The 16475-nt window shown below is 31.3% G+C and carries 14 protein-coding genes and 1 other RNA gene; 3 read left to right on the forward strand and 12 right to left on the reverse strand.

Annotated features, from left to right (window positions below):
- The first annotated feature begins 105 nt into the window (after positions 1-105).
- Positions 106-867 (forward strand): DUF475 domain-containing protein, encoded by a 762-nt coding sequence (locus H6553_07840; protein ID MCB9033733.1) that lies wholly within the window; start codon positions 106-108, stop codon positions 865-867.
- Between the two features lie 23 nt (positions 868-890).
- Here H6553_07840 and H6553_07845 read toward each other — a convergent pair whose 3' ends face one another.
- The 3 genes from H6553_07845 to H6553_07855 form a co-directional block, all read right to left on the reverse strand.
- Positions 891-1142 carry a hypothetical protein gene (locus H6553_07845; GenBank protein ID MCB9033734.1) on the reverse strand — a complete coding sequence of 84 codons (252 nt, stop codon included), beginning with the start codon at positions 1140-1142 and terminating at the stop codon, positions 891-893.
- Positions 1143-1299: 157 nt separating this feature from the next.
- Positions 1300-2283 carry a transposase gene (locus H6553_07850; GenBank protein MCB9033735.1) on the reverse strand — a complete coding sequence of 328 codons (984 nt, stop codon included), beginning with the start codon at positions 2281-2283 and terminating at the stop codon, positions 1300-1302.
- A gap of 382 nt (positions 2284-2665) precedes the next feature.
- A complete protein-coding gene (locus tag H6553_07855; GenBank protein ID MCB9033736.1) occupies positions 2666-3703 on the reverse strand; it encodes a quinone-dependent dihydroorotate dehydrogenase in 1038 nt (345 codons plus the stop codon).
- A 208-nt stretch (positions 3704-3911) separates the two neighbouring features.
- Between H6553_07855 and H6553_07860 the strand changes: the two genes are divergently transcribed.
- Complete coding sequence (locus H6553_07860) at positions 3912-5165, forward strand: replication-associated recombination protein A (protein MCB9033737.1); 1254 nt, start codon at positions 3912-3914, stop codon at positions 5163-5165.
- Positions 5165-5959, forward strand: coding sequence for a 3-deoxy-8-phosphooctulonate synthase (gene kdsA / locus H6553_07865; protein ID MCB9033738.1), 795 nt, complete (start codon positions 5165-5167; stop codon positions 5957-5959). Before H6553_07860 ends, kdsA begins: the two co-directional genes overlap by 1 nt.
- A gap of 80 nt (positions 5960-6039) precedes the next feature.
- On the opposite strand, the gene H6553_07870 is transcribed toward kdsA, so the two are convergent.
- The 9 genes from H6553_07870 to tsaD form a co-directional block, all read right to left on the reverse strand.
- The gene (locus tag H6553_07870; GenBank protein ID MCB9033739.1) at positions 6040-7815 is read right to left on the reverse strand and encodes an acyl-CoA dehydrogenase family protein; all 1776 of its coding nucleotides are present in this window, start codon (positions 7813-7815) and stop codon (positions 6040-6042) included.
- Positions 7816-7844: 29 nt separating this feature from the next.
- Complete coding sequence (locus H6553_07875; GenBank protein ID MCB9033740.1) at positions 7845-9023, reverse strand: acetyl-CoA C-acyltransferase; 1179 nt, start codon at positions 9021-9023, stop codon at positions 7845-7847.
- A gap of 64 nt (positions 9024-9087) precedes the next feature.
- Entirely contained in the window at positions 9088-9441 is a 354-nt protein-coding gene (locus H6553_07880) for a four helix bundle protein (GenBank protein ID MCB9033741.1), read from the reverse strand.
- A gap of 41 nt (positions 9442-9482) precedes the next feature.
- Positions 9483-11879, reverse strand: coding sequence for a 3-hydroxyacyl-CoA dehydrogenase/enoyl-CoA hydratase family protein (locus H6553_07885; protein ID MCB9033742.1), 2397 nt, complete (start codon positions 11877-11879; stop codon positions 9483-9485).
- A 15-nt stretch (positions 11880-11894) separates the two neighbouring features.
- The gene (locus H6553_07890; protein ID MCB9033743.1) at positions 11895-12479 is read right to left on the reverse strand and encodes a TetR/AcrR family transcriptional regulator; all 585 of its coding nucleotides are present in this window, start codon (positions 12477-12479) and stop codon (positions 11895-11897) included.
- Between the two features lie 665 nt (positions 12480-13144).
- Positions 13145-14503 carry a sigma-54-dependent Fis family transcriptional regulator gene (locus H6553_07895; protein MCB9033744.1) on the reverse strand — a complete coding sequence of 453 codons (1359 nt, stop codon included), beginning with the start codon at positions 14501-14503 and terminating at the stop codon, positions 13145-13147.
- Between the two features lie 30 nt (positions 14504-14533).
- Positions 14534-14843, reverse strand: an RNA gene (gene rnpB, locus H6553_07900) — RNase P RNA component class A.
- 190 nt (positions 14844-15033) lie between these two features.
- Complete coding sequence (locus tag H6553_07905; protein ID MCB9033745.1) at positions 15034-15462, reverse strand: thioesterase family protein; 429 nt, start codon at positions 15460-15462, stop codon at positions 15034-15036.
- Between the two features lie 9 nt (positions 15463-15471).
- On the reverse strand, positions 15472-16473 hold the full coding sequence (gene tsaD, locus H6553_07910) for a tRNA (adenosine(37)-N6)-threonylcarbamoyltransferase complex transferase subunit TsaD (GenBank protein MCB9033746.1): 1002 nt from the start codon (positions 16471-16473) through the stop codon (positions 15472-15474).
- Between the last annotated feature and the right edge of the window lie 2 nt (positions 16474-16475).

The raw sequence follows: 16475 nt of genomic DNA on the forward strand, positions 1-16475 counted from the left end.
GAATAAAATAGTCTACTATCTAATAATCTTGACTCTAACAATCTTACAATAATTTATTAGCATTGCTTGGAACTAAATTTTAATGAAATCTGTTACTTTTGGGATATGGAATTTATATTGCAAGATCATTCTTGGCAAGAAGCTTTATTAATAGTACTCAATCTAGTTTTAATAGAATCATTACTTTCTGTAGATAATGCTGCAGTACTAGCAACTATGGTAATGGATTTACCAAAAGAGCAAAGAGCAAAAGCACTTAAATATGGTATTTTTGGTGCTTATGTATTTAGAGGTTTGTGTTTAATTTTAGCAGCACAATTGATAAAAGTTTGGTGGTTAAAACCTTTAGGTGGTGTCTATTTAGTCTATTTATTGATTGATTATTCCTTGAAGAAACTTAATCCACCGAAAGAAGAACACGAAGATGTAAAGAAAGAAAATAGCAAGATTTATAAATACACCATTGGTTTATTAGGTCCATTTTGGGCTACTATTGTAGCTGTAGAAATAATGGACTTAGCTTTTTCTTTAGATAATGTTTTTGCAGCAGTTGCCTTTACAGACAATATCTATTTAATTTGTACTGGTGTTTTTATTGGTATATTGGCAATGCGTTTTGTAGCACAACGATTTGTAAAACTCATGGAAAAATATCCATTCTTAGAAACTGCTGCATTTTTAGTAATTGGCTTATTAGGTTTGAAATTATTACTAGCACTGCCAGCACATTTTTATGGACATTCTCCATTATTTCAGTTTATAGAATCAGAAAAGTTTGATTTAGTAGTTTCTATAATAACGGTATTGATATTTGTAGTACCAGTACTGACTGCCAAATTCTTTAACATTCCTAAAATAAGAGATTGAGTAAAAAAAAATGTGTAATTAAATTAATAAATCTCTTGTATTTCTTCAAGTTCTTTTACAATTAATTCTAATGTTTCTTGAGAAAAACCATAATCACTAGTTTCTAGACTAAGTACTTCTTTCTTTTTATTTCTAATAATTAACTTCCAATTATTTAACCTTTTTCTAGATGGCTTTTTATTAAAACTGTAAGTTAAATTTTCTAAAGGAATAGAAATAGCATTATTTTCTTTAAATATGGTAATGTACTGAAAAATAGTTGGTGCATTTGACAAAAATAATGTTTAGCTTTCTCCAGTTAATCTGAAGAGGATAAAAGCACTGGTGGAGACCAACTTTTTAGCAATAGGATTAATGTATATACAAAAAATGGGTTGATAGATAACTATCAACCTTTTTCATTTTTTGGTATACTTGATGGCTAAAAAAACTCTATTTTTCATTAGATAAATACACATACCATTTGATGAAATTTATTCTATTTTTTAAAGTCAAACCTCTGTGCAAATCAAGATGATTTTTTAGATGGCTAAAATAACCTTCAATTCCATTTGTTGTTCTTGGTATTTTTGGATTTTCTAAATAGTGAAACATATTAGGCAATGCTCTTTTTATTGAGAAGTAGGATCTTCTTAGTAGTTTATGAGTATACCAATACCTTCTAGTTTCTAAGTTAATAGTCTTTTCATTAAGATAGTCTTTGTGTCTTTCATACCATAGCTTTAACTCTCTTGTCCACCATATTTTATCATTCTGTGTTTCTATTTTGAGTAATAGCAAAATATGTTTTCTAAGTTCTTGTCCTGCTATGTGTTTAGGGTATTTAGTAAGCCATAGTAAGCACATTCGTTGAATATGTACCAAGCATCTTTGTATAACTATATTACTGTCAGTATGTTTAATTGCTTTTAATATACTTTTAGCACCATCTGAGGTAATACTTTCTAATTTAATGCCTAAGTGTATTAAATTACTTAAATCTTCCTTAATCTCTTCAAAATGCTCTCCATCTGAAAAACGGATAAGTTGTGTATAGCCATCAAGATTATCTTGATAAGCTATTAAACAGAACTGTGCAAAATAAGTACCGTCCACTCTAAGATTAACTTGTTCTCTTTTTATGATTTTAACCGTGGGCGAACGCTCTAAAATTTTATAAAAGGTTCTTTGTAAGGTGTCTTTTGAATAACCACTATCTCTACATAATGTGTTGTAGGTTTGTCTTTCTATTATCCATTTCTTGAACCATATGAATCGGTTCTTTATTTTTTGTTCTGGTCTATTCCTTGTGAATAATATGCCACAGTTTTTACACTTAAATCTTTGCTTGTTTTGTTGTTTGCCCCAGCATATTACATCTAAACTACTACAGCTCCAACATCGCTTTTTTTTGCCATTTTTTAACAAAGAAAATATTTTATGAAATACATTTCATAAAATATCTAGTTTAACCTTTATTTATAGTACTCTTGATACAATACACCAACTATTTTTCAGTATTATGCCTTAAATATAGTAAGATAATGAATTATAAATAATTTCTTATTTAAGTCAATCTGTATTTGTTTATATATTTTAGAAAAAATAATTATTACTATTCCAATAAAAAGAAAGATAACATCAAACAAGATTATAGCTTCATTCGAATAATTCTTATTTTTGCTACTATTTTTAAATAAAAAGCTACTTACAAAAATTATACCTACAAAGTATAGAATTCGAGGCAAAAAGTTATATCGACTAATGTCATTATCCGAGTAATAGGTCTTGTTGGTTATCATACAATAAAAATATAAAATCACTTTTTCAACAGCTTATTTATTTTTTTTACTAAGCTTGGTCCTTCATAAATTAAACCAGTATATACTTGTACTAAGTCTGCACCAAATTGCATTTTTTCTTTAGCATTTTTAGCACTCATAATGCCACCAACGCCAATAATAGGAATCTCGTGGTTTTTATTTCTAAGATGTTCTATAACAAATGTAGCACTATCTGTTAAAGGTTCACCACTTAAACCACCATTACCAATTTCATTTAACTCATCTTCATAAAGTGTAATACCATCTCTGCTAATTGTAGTATTCGTAGCAATAATACCAGATAGGTTTGTACTATCTACAATCTCTAAAATATCGTTGAGTTGTTCTTTACTTAAATCTGGTGCAATTTTCAGCAATATTGGTTTTGGTTTATCTTTATATTTATTCTGATTTTGCAAACTAAAGATAATGTCTTGCAATGGCTCTTTTTCTTGCAATGCTCTTAAATCTGGTGTGTTAGGCGAACTCACATTCACTACAAAATAATCTGCCATATCATACAAATGATTAAAGCATTGGATATAGTCTTCTTTTGCAATTTCGTTTGGTGTAACTTTATTTTTTCCAATATTTACACCAATAATTAAACTAGATTTTGGATGTTTGTTTCTATACTCTAAAATGTTGTTGCGTACCACTTCCATTCCAGCATTATTAAAACCCATTCTATTAATAATAGCTCTATCTTGCTTTACTCTAAATAATCTTGGCTTCGGATTACCTTCTTGTGGCAAAGGCGTAACAGTACCTACTTCAATAAAACCAAAACCTAAGCAAGATAATGCTTCAATGTATTCTGCATTTTTATCCAAACCAGCAGCTAAACCAACAGGATTTCTAAATTGAAGTCCAAAAAACTGTTTTTCTAGCTTCTTGTTCTTTACTGTATAAAATTGCTTGACCAACCAACCAAGAATAGGAATCTTTACTAAAATTTTTAAGCTTTTTAAAGTTGCATAGTGTGCTTCCTCTGGATCCATTAAAAACAGAAAAAACCTTAAAATCTTATACATGTTGGCAAATTTACAATTTTAACAGAATTTTTATTCCACAAACTTATAAACTACCTTAGAATAAAATGAACAATTTATCTGCAAATACTTTTTTAGAGTCCTAATATCTTTAATATTATTTCTGCGAATATCAGCGACATCTGCGGGAAATTATTTCAAAATAAATGTCTAATGTGTAATTTAAAAAATATTATCACTAATTTCAAGCATGCAAATTCCTTTAGCAGAAAGAGTACGACCAACCAACATCAATCAAGTAAAAGGACAAGACCATTTGTTGGCAAAAGGTAAGCCATTATTCAATATGGTAGCTAATAAACATTTGCAATCGATGATTTTTTGGGGACCACCTGGCGTTGGAAAAACTACGCTAGCATATTTACTAGCACAACAAGCCAATTTGCCTTACGAGCAGTTAAGTGCTATTGCTGCCGGCGTGAAAGATTTAAGACAAATTATAGACAAAGCACAACAAAATGGTACTATTGTTTTATTTATTGATGAAATTCATCGATTTAATAAATCGCAGCAAGATGCTTTATTAGGAGCTGTTGAAAAAGGGTTAATTATCTTAATTGGTGCTACTACAGAAAATCCATCTTTTGAAGTCAATAGTGCTTTATTATCAAGATGTTTGGTATTTACCTTGAAAGCTTTAGATAAAGCTGATTTAATTGATATTGTACAAAATGCATTGCAACAAGATGAGTTATTAAAATCAAAAAATATTACAATTGCTGAGTACGATGCTTTGTTGTATTTTAGTGGAGGCGATGCAAGAAAACTCTTAAATATACTTGATTTAGTACTTGAACAATCGATAGATAAAGATTTAATTACCAATGATATAGTAGAGGAAATTATACAGCAAAATATTGCACGATACGACAAAAGTGGTGAGCAACATTACGATATTATTTCGGCATTTATAAAATCGATGAGAGGTAGCGACCCAAATGCTGCGATATATTGGTTGGCAAGAATGATTGTTGGTGGTGAAGATCCAAAATTTATTGCTAGAAGAATGCTCATCTTTGCATCAGAAGATATTGGTAATGCCAATCCTAATGCTTTGTTATTAGCAGAAGCTTGTTTTAGTGCTGTAGAAAAAGTAGGTTATCCTGAGTGTAGAATTATTTTATCGCAGACAGTCATTTACTTAGCTACTTCTGTTAAAAGTAATGCTTCATATATTGCTATTAATGATGCTATTGATTTAGCAAAGAAAACACAACATTTAAGTGTGCCTTTAAGCATTAGAAATGCACCAACACAACTCATGAAAAATTTGAATTACGGAAAAGACTACAAGTATGCACATCAATTCGAAAACAATTTTGTAGATATGGAGTTTCTACCAGATGAAATTGTAGGAACTACACTATACCAACCAGGAAAAAATCCAAAAGAAATGGCATTACTAGAATTTTTAAAACAACGCTGGAAAAAATACAAGTACTAATGAACTATAATCAACTGAAAAATACACCTTTATTTTTAATTGCTGGACCATGTGTCATTGAGTCAGAAATGATAACCAATACCATTGCCGAAACATTAGTGAATATAACAGATGAATTAGAAATTCCTTTTATTTTTAAAGCATCATTTAAGAAAGCTAACAGAACAAATATTAGTAGTTTTACTTCAATTGGAATAACTGAATCTATTGATATTCTTCGTAATATCAAAAAAAAATACAATTGCAGCATTTTAACAGATGTACATAGTATAGAAGATATTGCTTTAGTTGCAGACTTTGTAGATATTATTCAAATTCCTGCTTTTTTATGCAGACAAACCGATTTAATTCTAGCAGCTGCCGCTACTAATAAAATAGTAAATATTAAAAAAGGTCAGTTTGCAGATATGGACATGATGGCAAAAGCAATTGCAAAAGTACAAAGTGTTGGTAATAATCAAGTAATGTTAACAGAAAGAGGTTCGTTTTTTGGTTATCATGATTTGGTAGTCGATTTTAGAAACATTGTAAAAATGACTGCTTTAGATTGTATTCCAATTATAGATGCAACACATAGCGTTCAACAACCTAATGCTAATTTAGGAAGCAGTGGTGGCAATCCAAAATACGTTGATATGATTGCTAAATGTGGAATTATTGCTGGAGCCAATGGTGTTTTTATAGAAACACATCCCAATCCAAGCGAAGCACTATCAGATGCTGGTTCTATGTTGCCACTCAATGAAATGAGCAATTTATTGATTGACTTAAAGCATGTGTCTGCTATTCAATAAAATACCAATTTCTATTTGACATAAATAAAAAGTCCTTTACAATTGTAAAGGACTTTTGTTGTAATGATTGATATTTTATATTACAGATTGTATTTTCCTGCGTCTAATATCTTTTTAGCAATTCTTCTTCTTGCTTCTTTTACATTAACCGTTTCGTACTTCGTAAATCGTTTTAAACCCATTAACATAATTCTTAACTCATCTCCTTCTGCAAATGACATTAAAGCATCTCGTCCTGCTTTATTAATTCTTTGCATTGCATCACTAAAATATGTTTTTAAAATATCTTTATAAATATCATCTTTCTTTTCTCCTTTTTCAAATATTTTTTGAACTCTCATTAATAAAGATTCTAGTACATAAACTTCAATCAACATATCAGCTGCATTCATAATGATTTCTTGCTCGTCTTTTAATTTTTGCATTAATTTTTGAGCTGCACCACCACCAACTAATAAGAATGCTTTCTTAGCATTTTCTAATGCTTTTACTTCTGCACCAAATTCGCTATCGGTATCATCATCAAAGTTTGGAACTGACATTAATTCTTTTTGTAAAGCCATTCCTGGTGTCATTAAATCTAATTTTCCAGAGAATGCTTTTTTAAATAACATATCTATAGATAACAAACGATTGATTTCATTCGTACCTTCATAAATTCTGGCAATTCTAGAATCTCTATAAGCTCTTGGAGCAGCAGTTTCTTCAGAATATCCCATTCCTCCATGAATTTGTACATTCTCATCAACAATATAGTCTAACACTTCAGAACCAAATACTTTAACAATAGCACATTCTATAGCAAATTCTTCAGCAGCACCCAATAAAGATTCATCAAATGTTTTACCTGCTTTTTTAAGAATGTCTTCAGTAATTTCGATGTCTTTAGCACATCTATAAGTAGATACTTCTAAAGCAAATATTTGAATTGCCATTTCTGCAATTTTATGTTGTATAGCTCCGAAATTAGCAATAGCAGTACCAAATTGTTGTCTTTCTAGAGCATATTGTACAGCCAAACTAAATGCTTGTCTAGCACCACCTAAAGCAGTAGCACCTAATTTATATCTACCAATATTTAAAATGTTGAAAGCAATTTTATGACCTTTGCCTCTTTCGCCCAACATATTTTCTACAGGAATTCTACAATTCTCAAAAAATACCTGTCTAGTAGAAGAACCTTTGATACCCATTTTATCTTCTTCAGCACCTAAACTTAAGCCAGGAGTACCTTTTTCTACTAAGAATCCAGTAAACTCTTTGCCATCAATTTTAGCAAAAACAGTAAATAAATCTGCAAAACCAGCATTGGTAATCCACATTTTACTACCATTTAAAATCCACTCTTTGCCATCTTCACTAAGTGTAGCCGTTGTTTTAGCACCTAATGCATCAGAACCAGCACTTGGTTCAGTTAGACAATAAGAGGCAGCCCACTCTCCAGAACCCAATTTTGGTAAGTATTTTTGTTTTTGTTCTTCCGTACCAAAGTAAAGCGTAGGCAAAGTACCAATACCAATGTGTGCAATAGTCGTAGTAGCAAAAGAACCTGTTCTTCCATATTCTTCAGCAATAATACAACCAGTAATTACATCTTGTTCCATACCACCGTAAGCTTCTGGAATTGCAGTACTTAATAAACCTAATTCACCAGCTTTTTCTAGCAAATTTTTAGATAAGCCTTCTTCTTGTTTTTCAATTTCTTTCCATTTCGGAAAAACTTCTTTTTCAACAAAATCGCTCGCCATTTGACGCACCATTAATTGCTCTTCTGTGTAATCTTCTGGTGTAAATACCATCTCTGGTGTAGAAGTTTTGATGATAAACTCGCCACCTTTTAAAACATTTTCACTCATTTTATTAATTTAAATATTTGTTTATTATTTTAAAATCTTTCAAAAATACCAGCAATACCTTGTCCTCCACCAATACAAGCTGATACCATTCCGTATTTTTGGTTTTGTCTTTTCATTTCGTTTAATAATTGAATAGACAATTTAGCACCAGAACAACCTAGTGGATGTCCTAATGCAATAGCACCACCATTTAAGTTGATGATGTTTGGATTTAATCCTGCTTCTTGAATTACTGCTAACGATTGTGCTGCAAATGCTTCGTTTAATTCAATTTGCTGAATATCATCTAATTTCAAATTGGCTTGCTTTAATGCTTGTGGAATAGCCACTACTGGTCCAATTCCCATAATGCTTGGTTCGCAACCAACAACAGCACTCGTTACTAATCTTGCTATTGGTTGAAGATTCAACTCTTTCACCATATCTTCAGACATTACCATAACAAAAGCTGCACCATCAGAAGTTTGTGATGAATTACCTGCTGTTACAGAACCACCATTAGCAAAAACTGGTCGCAATTTTCCTAGACCTTCTACAGAAGTATCTGCTCTTGGTCCTTCATCTGTTTCTACTGTGTATGATTTTTTCTTTCTTTTGTTATTGGCATCAACAAAAATTTCTTCTACTGTAACTGGCACAATTTCATCTTTAAATTTACCTTCAGCAATTGCTTTCATTGCTTTTTGATGAGAATTATAAGAAAATTCATCTTGAGCTAAACGAGAAATATTGTATTTCTGTGCAACTGCTTCTGCTGTTAATCCCATTGAAGAGTAATAATCTGGATTTGCATTGGCAATTTCATAATTCAATACGGTTCTCCAGCCTGTCATTGGTAATAACGACATTGATTCTACACCACCAGCAATAATACATTGAGCCATTCCAGCTCTAATTTTTGCTGTTGCCATAGCAATGGTTTCTAAACCAGATGCACAGTAACGATTGACGGTAACACCACCAACATTTTTAGGTAGTCCTGCACGAAGTACAATCATTCTACCAATTTGCATACCTTGTTCAGCTTCAGGTATGGCATTTCCACAAATTAAGTCATCTACACGAGATGCATCGAAATTTGGAATTGAGGCTACAAGATGTTTTACTACATCTGCAGCTAAATCATCAGGACGATAAAAGCGAAAGCCACCTTTTTTGGCTTTTCCAATTGCTGATCTGTATCCTGCTACTATATATGCTTCTTTCATTTTTTATTTAGATTTTAGATTTTTAGATTATAGAACCAAGACTTTTAGCTTTGTTCTATTGATATTATTCTTTTATTTTATTTTTAAAACCAATTATCATTTTTTGTAATTCAGATATTTTAGAATCAAGATTTTTAAATTGCTGATTATTTATCATATCTAATTCATATGATAATATAATCTGTGTTTCTAACTCAAAAGAAGAACCTAAAGCTATGTTTAAAAACTTATTAAGTTCTTTATCTGAATTTCTTCCAGTTCCTTCTGCAATATTAGATGGAATAGATAATGCACTTCTTCTCATTTGAGAAATAATTCCATAAGTTTCATTTTTTGGAAACTCATTAGTAAATGAATATATGGTTTTAGTTAACTCCATACTTTTTATCCAAATATCTAACTTTTTAAAATTGTGCATTGTCTAATAATCTAATATCTTGATTCTATCTATCTTAAAAATTAATTTCTTAGTGGTTTTCCTGTTTGTAACATGTGTTGGATTCTTTCTAGTGTTTTCTTTTCACCACATAATGATAAAAATGCTTCTCTTTCTAAATCCAATAAATATTGTTCAGATACTTTGCTTTCAGCAGATAAATCGCCACCACATAATACAAAGGCAATTTTCTTAGCAATTTTTGCATCGTGTTCTGAAATATATTTTCCAGCTACAAATGATTCTACACCAACATACAATGAACCTAATCCAGTTTTTCCTAAAACAGTAATATCATTTCTATGTGCTGGCTGAGTATAACCTTCTTCGTACATGCTTAAGACTTCTGCTTTAGCTTCTGCAATTACTCTTTTAATATTCACGACCATTCTATCTGTTCCTTTTCTTAAAATTCCCATATCCATTGCTTCTGTAGCAGATGTAGCTACTTTAGCCATAGCAATTTGTAAGAATTTTTCTTGTAGCGTAGGAATTTGAACATCACCAGCTGTAAAACTATCAGAAGCTCTTAAAGCAAATTCTTTTGTTCCACCACCACCAGGTAATAAACCAACACCAACTTCTACTAAACCAATATAAGTTTCGGCAGCAGCAACAGCAACATCGCTATGCATAGTTACTTCGCAACCACCACCTAATGTCATGCCATGAGGTGCAGCAACTACTGGAATACCAGAATATCTACAACGCATTGTAGTAGCTTGGAACTGACGAACAGCCATATCTAGTTCATCGAACTCTTGTTCCATAGCCATCATAGCAATCATCATTAAGTTAGCACCCACAGAAAAGTTTGTCGCATCGTTACCAATAACTAATCCTTTATAATCTTTTTCTGCTATGTCGATTGATTTATTGATAGCCGCTAAAACATCGCCACCTAATGAATTCATTTTAGAAGTAAATTCTAAACAAACCACACCATCGCCAATATCGTGTAAAGTACCACCAGAGTTTTTCCAAACTGGTGTATTGCCTCTTAAATTATCTAATATGATAAAGCTTCCAGCACCAGGAATAGCTTGATAAGATTTTGAATTTTGGTCGTAGTATTTATTTACGCCATTTTCTAATTTGTAAAAAGATGTATTTCCTGCAGCGACAAAATCTTTTACCCATTGAGCAATTGTTAATCCATCTGCTTCTGCTAACTCCATACCTTTTTCAATACCTACGATGTCCCAATATTGAAAAGGACCTATATCCCAAGCAAAACCAGCTCTTAAAGCATCATCAATAGAATATAAGTTGTCAGAAATTTCTGGAATTCTATTGGAAACATAAGCAAATAAACCTGCCAATGATTTTTTCACTAATTCAGCACCTTTATCATCACCTTTAATAAAAGCATTGATTTTATCTTTTAGACTTTCTGCTTTTTTAGCATTGTTTAAAGAAGCAAAATTAGGTTTAGTAACTGGTTCGTATTGTAAAGAATCTAAACGAAGTGCTAATAATTGAAATTTACCATTTTCATCAGTAGATTTTTCGTAATACCCTTTTTTAGATTTATTACCAAAAAATTTATTTTCTAGTAAGAAATCTACATATTTAGGAACTGCAAAAGCACTAGCTTGTTCATCATTTGGACAATTTTCTTTAATGCCCATCATTACTTTAGTACCAGTATCGTTTCCTACTAAATCAGATAATTTGAAAGTACCTGTTTTAGGACGACCAATAGCTGGACCTGTTAAAGCATCAACATCTTCAATTTTTAAACCTAACTCGGTTGTTAACTGAAAAATTTTAGCCATAGTATAAACCCCAACTCTATTTGCAATAAAAGCAGGTGTATCTTTACACAATACAGTTTCTTTTCCTAAGAATTTATCGCCATAAGCCATTAAGAAATCAACCACACTTTTATCTGTATTTGGAGTAGGAATTACTTCAAACAATCTTAAATATCTAGGTGGATTGAAGAAGTGTGTTCCACAGAAATTCTTTTTAAATACATCGCTTCTACCTTCTTCTAGTAAATGAATTGGAATACCAGAAGTATTAGAAGTTACCAAAGTACCTGGTGTATAGTTTTTTTCTATTTTTTCAAATACTTGTTGCTTGATGTCTAATCTCTCTACTACCACTTCAATAATCCAATCGCAGTCTTTAATTTTATGCATGTCATCATCAAAATTACCTGTAGTAACTCTACTAGCAACAGATGGAGCATAAGCTTGAGCTGGTTTAGATTTTAAAGCATTTTGTAGCATTGTATCTACAATTCTGTTTCTTGCTTTTGGGTTGTTTTTTTCGGCTTCCGTTAAATCAAAAGGAACGATGTCAAGCAACAACACTTCTACACCAATATTGGCAAAGTGTAGTGCAATTCCGGAACCCATGACACCAGAACCTAAGACCGCTACTTTTTTAATTAATCTTTGTTTTGTTTCCATACTAATAATACTTGTTTATATTTGTTTATTTGATTTAGATAATGATACTGCTGCAAATCGATTCATCAATCGTTCATAAGCATTGTGAATAAATTTAGCATCTTTATAAATTCTACTCATCATAACAGCACCTTCAAACTCTGCTACGGTTTGTTCTGCTAACAGTAACGCTGATTTCTTATCTGTTACTGCTTCAAAAATAAAAGCGACTGCATTCATCCAATCGGTGTAAAAATCTCTAATAAGATTGGCAAAATCTGGAATAACTCGTGCTGTTTCTACACCAATATTTCCCATAATATTACCTTCTGACAATAATATTCTTTCAGATTGTTGAAACATTTTTTCCATTCTTTCTTGTGGACTTAGTTGAGCGTCGTAAGCAATTGCAAATACTTTTACTTTAAAAATATTATGAGCATAGGCAATAACAGCACTCATTAATGCTTCTTTACTTGGAAAATAATGATACAAACTGCCTTTTAGCAAACCACATGCTTCTGCAATGTCAGCAACAGAAGTGTTGTGATAGCTCTTTTGGCGAAACAATCGTAGTGATTGTTTTAAGATTTCTTCTTCTGTAACCTTTTGCTTTGGCATTTATTAGTGAATAGGCAATAAATGTAAGGAATGTTGGTAGTTTAACAAACGGTTGTTTGGTAAAATAAAGTTAATTTAATAAAAGCAATGCTTGCATTGGAATTTGTGGTAGTGAGATGTTTAGTATTGAGTGGTGAGACTTTTAGAGTCAAGATTTTTAGATGTTAGACTTAGCTAATAAAATTCATGCTTATATTTTTCACCTATAGGTTTAGATTTAAATAATTCATATGCTGGGTATATTATTGCTTTATTTTTTTTGTTAATGTAATATAAAATAGTAATAGTATCTCCGATACTTAATTTTTCATAAAACCCATAACTCCCTCCTTTATTTTCCTTATCTCCGATTATATATGCATATATATATAGGTCTCCCTTTTGGTGTACTAGTTATATCTGTAATTATGCCCTTTGTATATACGCCATTCTGCACTACTCGCTTTTTTGTTATACTCGCTCTTATCTCCCAAAAAAAGAGCAAGAATAATATAAGTAATATGCCTATTGCAGAGCCAATATATTCATAAAATAGTATATATTAAAAAGTTAAAAGCACTACTCACTACCATATCTTTACTTTTTTTGAGTATATATAACCTTTGCTAGTTTTTACGCCTAATTTATTTACAACTACTACTAAACTCCATTGGTTCTATATGGTTTCATCGTTTTTTCAAACCCAAATTATTCATTTTTTCTTCTAAGTCTGTTTTACTTAAATTAAGTGCAGTAGCTGTTTTAGCTGTATTCCAATCATTTTGAGCTAATTTACTTTCAATAAAACTGCGTTCCATATAATCTAAAAACTGTTGTGTATCATTGAAGTTATCAAACTGTATTGTGTTTTTAGTTGCTTCACTCTTACTTACATTAGCATAATCAATTACATCTTGAACTTCTATTTGTTTATCAGACATAATAATCAGTCGTTCAATTACATTTCTCAACTCTCTGATGTTTCCTGTCCAGTTTTTTTCTTGCAAAGCAGCAACAGCTTTAGGTTCAATTTTCTTTTTGCTCATGCCATATTCTTTGCAAATATCTTCTAAGAAATAGTCTGCTAATTGCGGAATATCATCTTTTCTGTCGTTTAAACTTGGCACATGAATTAAAATCACACTCAATCTATGGTATAAGTCTAATCTAAATCTATTGCTATCTGCTTCTTTAATTAAATCTTTGTTGGTAGCAGCTACAATTCTTACATCAACAGTAATGTCTTTATCGCCACCAACTCTAGTAATTTTATTTTCTTGTAATGCTCTTAATACTTTAGCTTGAGCTTCTAAACTCATATCACCAATTTCATCAAGAAAAAGTGTGCCACCATTAGCTTGTTCAAACTTTCCAATTCTTTGTTTTACAGCAGAAGTGAAAGCTCCTTTTTCGTGTCCAAATAATTCGCTCTCTATTAATTCTGATGGAATAGCAGCACAATTGACCTCGATTAATGGTCCGTTTGCTCTATTGCTCTGTTCATGTATCCATCTGGCAACCAATTCTTTACCTACACCATTTTCACCAGTTACTAGCACTCTAGCTTCGGTTGGTGCAACTTTAGCAATGGTTTCTTTAATTTTTAAAATAGGCATTGAGTCACCTACAATATCTTTAGATTTAGCAATCCTCTTTCTAAGAATCTTAGTTTCAGAAACTAAGTTAGCTTTGTCCATTGCATTTCTAACGGTAATTAACAAACGGTTTAAGTCTGGTGGTTTTGGAATGTAATCGAAAGCACCTTTTTTTACTGCTTCTACAGCTGTTTCAATATTTCCATGTCCAGATAAAACAATCACAGGAATATCGATAGCTTGTTCTTGCATTGCTGAAAGTACTTCTATACCATCTTTTTTAGGCATTTTTACATCTAAGATAATTACATCGTATTTGTTTTTTACTATTTTTGCTAGACCATCTTCACCGTCGACAGCTTCTTCAATTTCAAATTTTTCGTATTCTAATATTTCTTTAAGCGTTCTTCTTATCGCTTTTTCGTCATCTACAATTAATATTTTTGCCATAGTTATTTATTCTTCCTCAAATTTTATTCCAAAAAAAGTAGGTTCATAAGCCGAGTTCTGTTTCTACACTATCATTTATCTTGGTTAATTATTACTAATTAACTCTAGCTATCTACCCCTCAACAAACAAAGCCGAGTAAGCTTTTGCTCTACGAGCTTGCTGATATACATGATATTTCAACGCTTGGAGTTTACCTTGTTTCACTACAGCATTACCTGTACTATTTTCTGTGGCACTGTTCTTTCTTTTTCAAGAAAATGGGCGTTACCCATCAAGCTACTCTGTGTTGCTCGGACTTTCCTTACTGTATTGCTACAGCACGATAGTGCGACCTACAACTGCAAAGATAATTGATTTTTAGCATTTTTATTAGTGATTTGTTAGAGTGTTATTTTTTACTATAACTTCTACAGAGTTTCAATCCATAGATTTGGCTGTTGATTGAAAGTCCACTATCTAAACATTATCACTAAAGGATAATTATCTTCATCTATTGGATTGTTGTGATGCTCTTAATATCAATTATTTTTTATCCATAAAATTTCTCTATATAAGCCATTGGTAATTTATGTACTCTTTTATTGAAATAGTCAAAATACACTACACCAGTTTTTAAAATAGCAAGTGTTTTATTTTCCTTTTTCTTGATGAAATGAAAAACAGCATCAAAACCATACGAAGTAAAATTACAAACACCTATTGCACAAGTAATTTCATCGTGTAAAAAACCTTCACTCTTATATACAATCTGATGATTAACAACGATAGTTCCAGTTTGTGCTATACTATCCATTTCTTCTAACTGTAAATGTTCAAAAAACTTAGGTCGAATAGTATTAGCATAAACCAATATCATTTCATTGCCCATGTGGTTCGCAAAATTAATGTCTTGCTTTGCTATGGTAAATGTATAAGTAAACAACACTTTTTCTGGTATATCAATTTGTATTCTTTCCATCTTTCTTTATTATATTTTGGGTGATATTGGAATAGTAATATCACAAAATTCGTTTTTTAAATATTTATAATATCCACAAATAGCAATCATAGCCGCATTATCTGTACAGTATTCAAATTTCGGAATATATACTTCAATATCATATTTATTCTTAATGTTATTTATTTCGTTTCTTAAGCAACTATTTGCAGCTACACCACCAGCAATGCCAACCTGTTTAACTTGATATTGCTCTATTGCTAGTTCTAATTTTCTTATCAACTCATTTACAATATGTTGTTGAATAGAAGCAGCTAAGTCGTTTAAATTCTCTTGTATAAAATGTTCATTTTTTTGAGTGGCTTTATTCAAAAAATACATCACTTGAGTTTTAAAACCACTAAAACTAAAATCTAAACTATCTACTTTACTTGGTGTAAACTTAAATGCATTCGGGTTTCCTTGCTGTGCTAATTGATCTAAAATTGGACCACCAGGATATTTTAATCCTAGCATTTTTGCAGTCTTATCAAAAGCTTCACCAGCAGCATCATCTATAGTGCTACCAATAATTTCCATTTGTAAATAATCTTTCACTAAAACCAATTGTGTATGTCCACCAGAAACAGTCAAACACAAAAAAGGAAATGTAGGTTGAGGTGCATCAATAAAATGTGCCATTACATGTGCTTCCATATGATGTACATCAATTAAAGGAACTGCTAGCGTTTGAGAAAGTGTTTTGGCAAAAACACCACCAACTAACAATGAACCAAGCAATCCAGGACCACGCGTAAATGCAATGGCGTTTATTGTTTTTTTGTTAATATTAGCTTGTTGAATCGCTGTATCAACAACAGGAATAATATTTTGAATATGAGCTCTACTCGCTAATTCTGGTACTACACCACCATATTGTTCGTGTATTTGTTGATTAGCAACTATATTTGAAATAATTTTTCCATCAATACAAACTGAGGCAGAAGTATCATCACATGAAGATTCTATTGCTAATATAACCGAGCTAGGCATAA

This window comes from Chitinophagales bacterium, assembly GCA_020636535.1.
GTDB lineage: Bacteria > Bacteroidota > Bacteroidia > Chitinophagales > JADIYW01 > JADJSS01.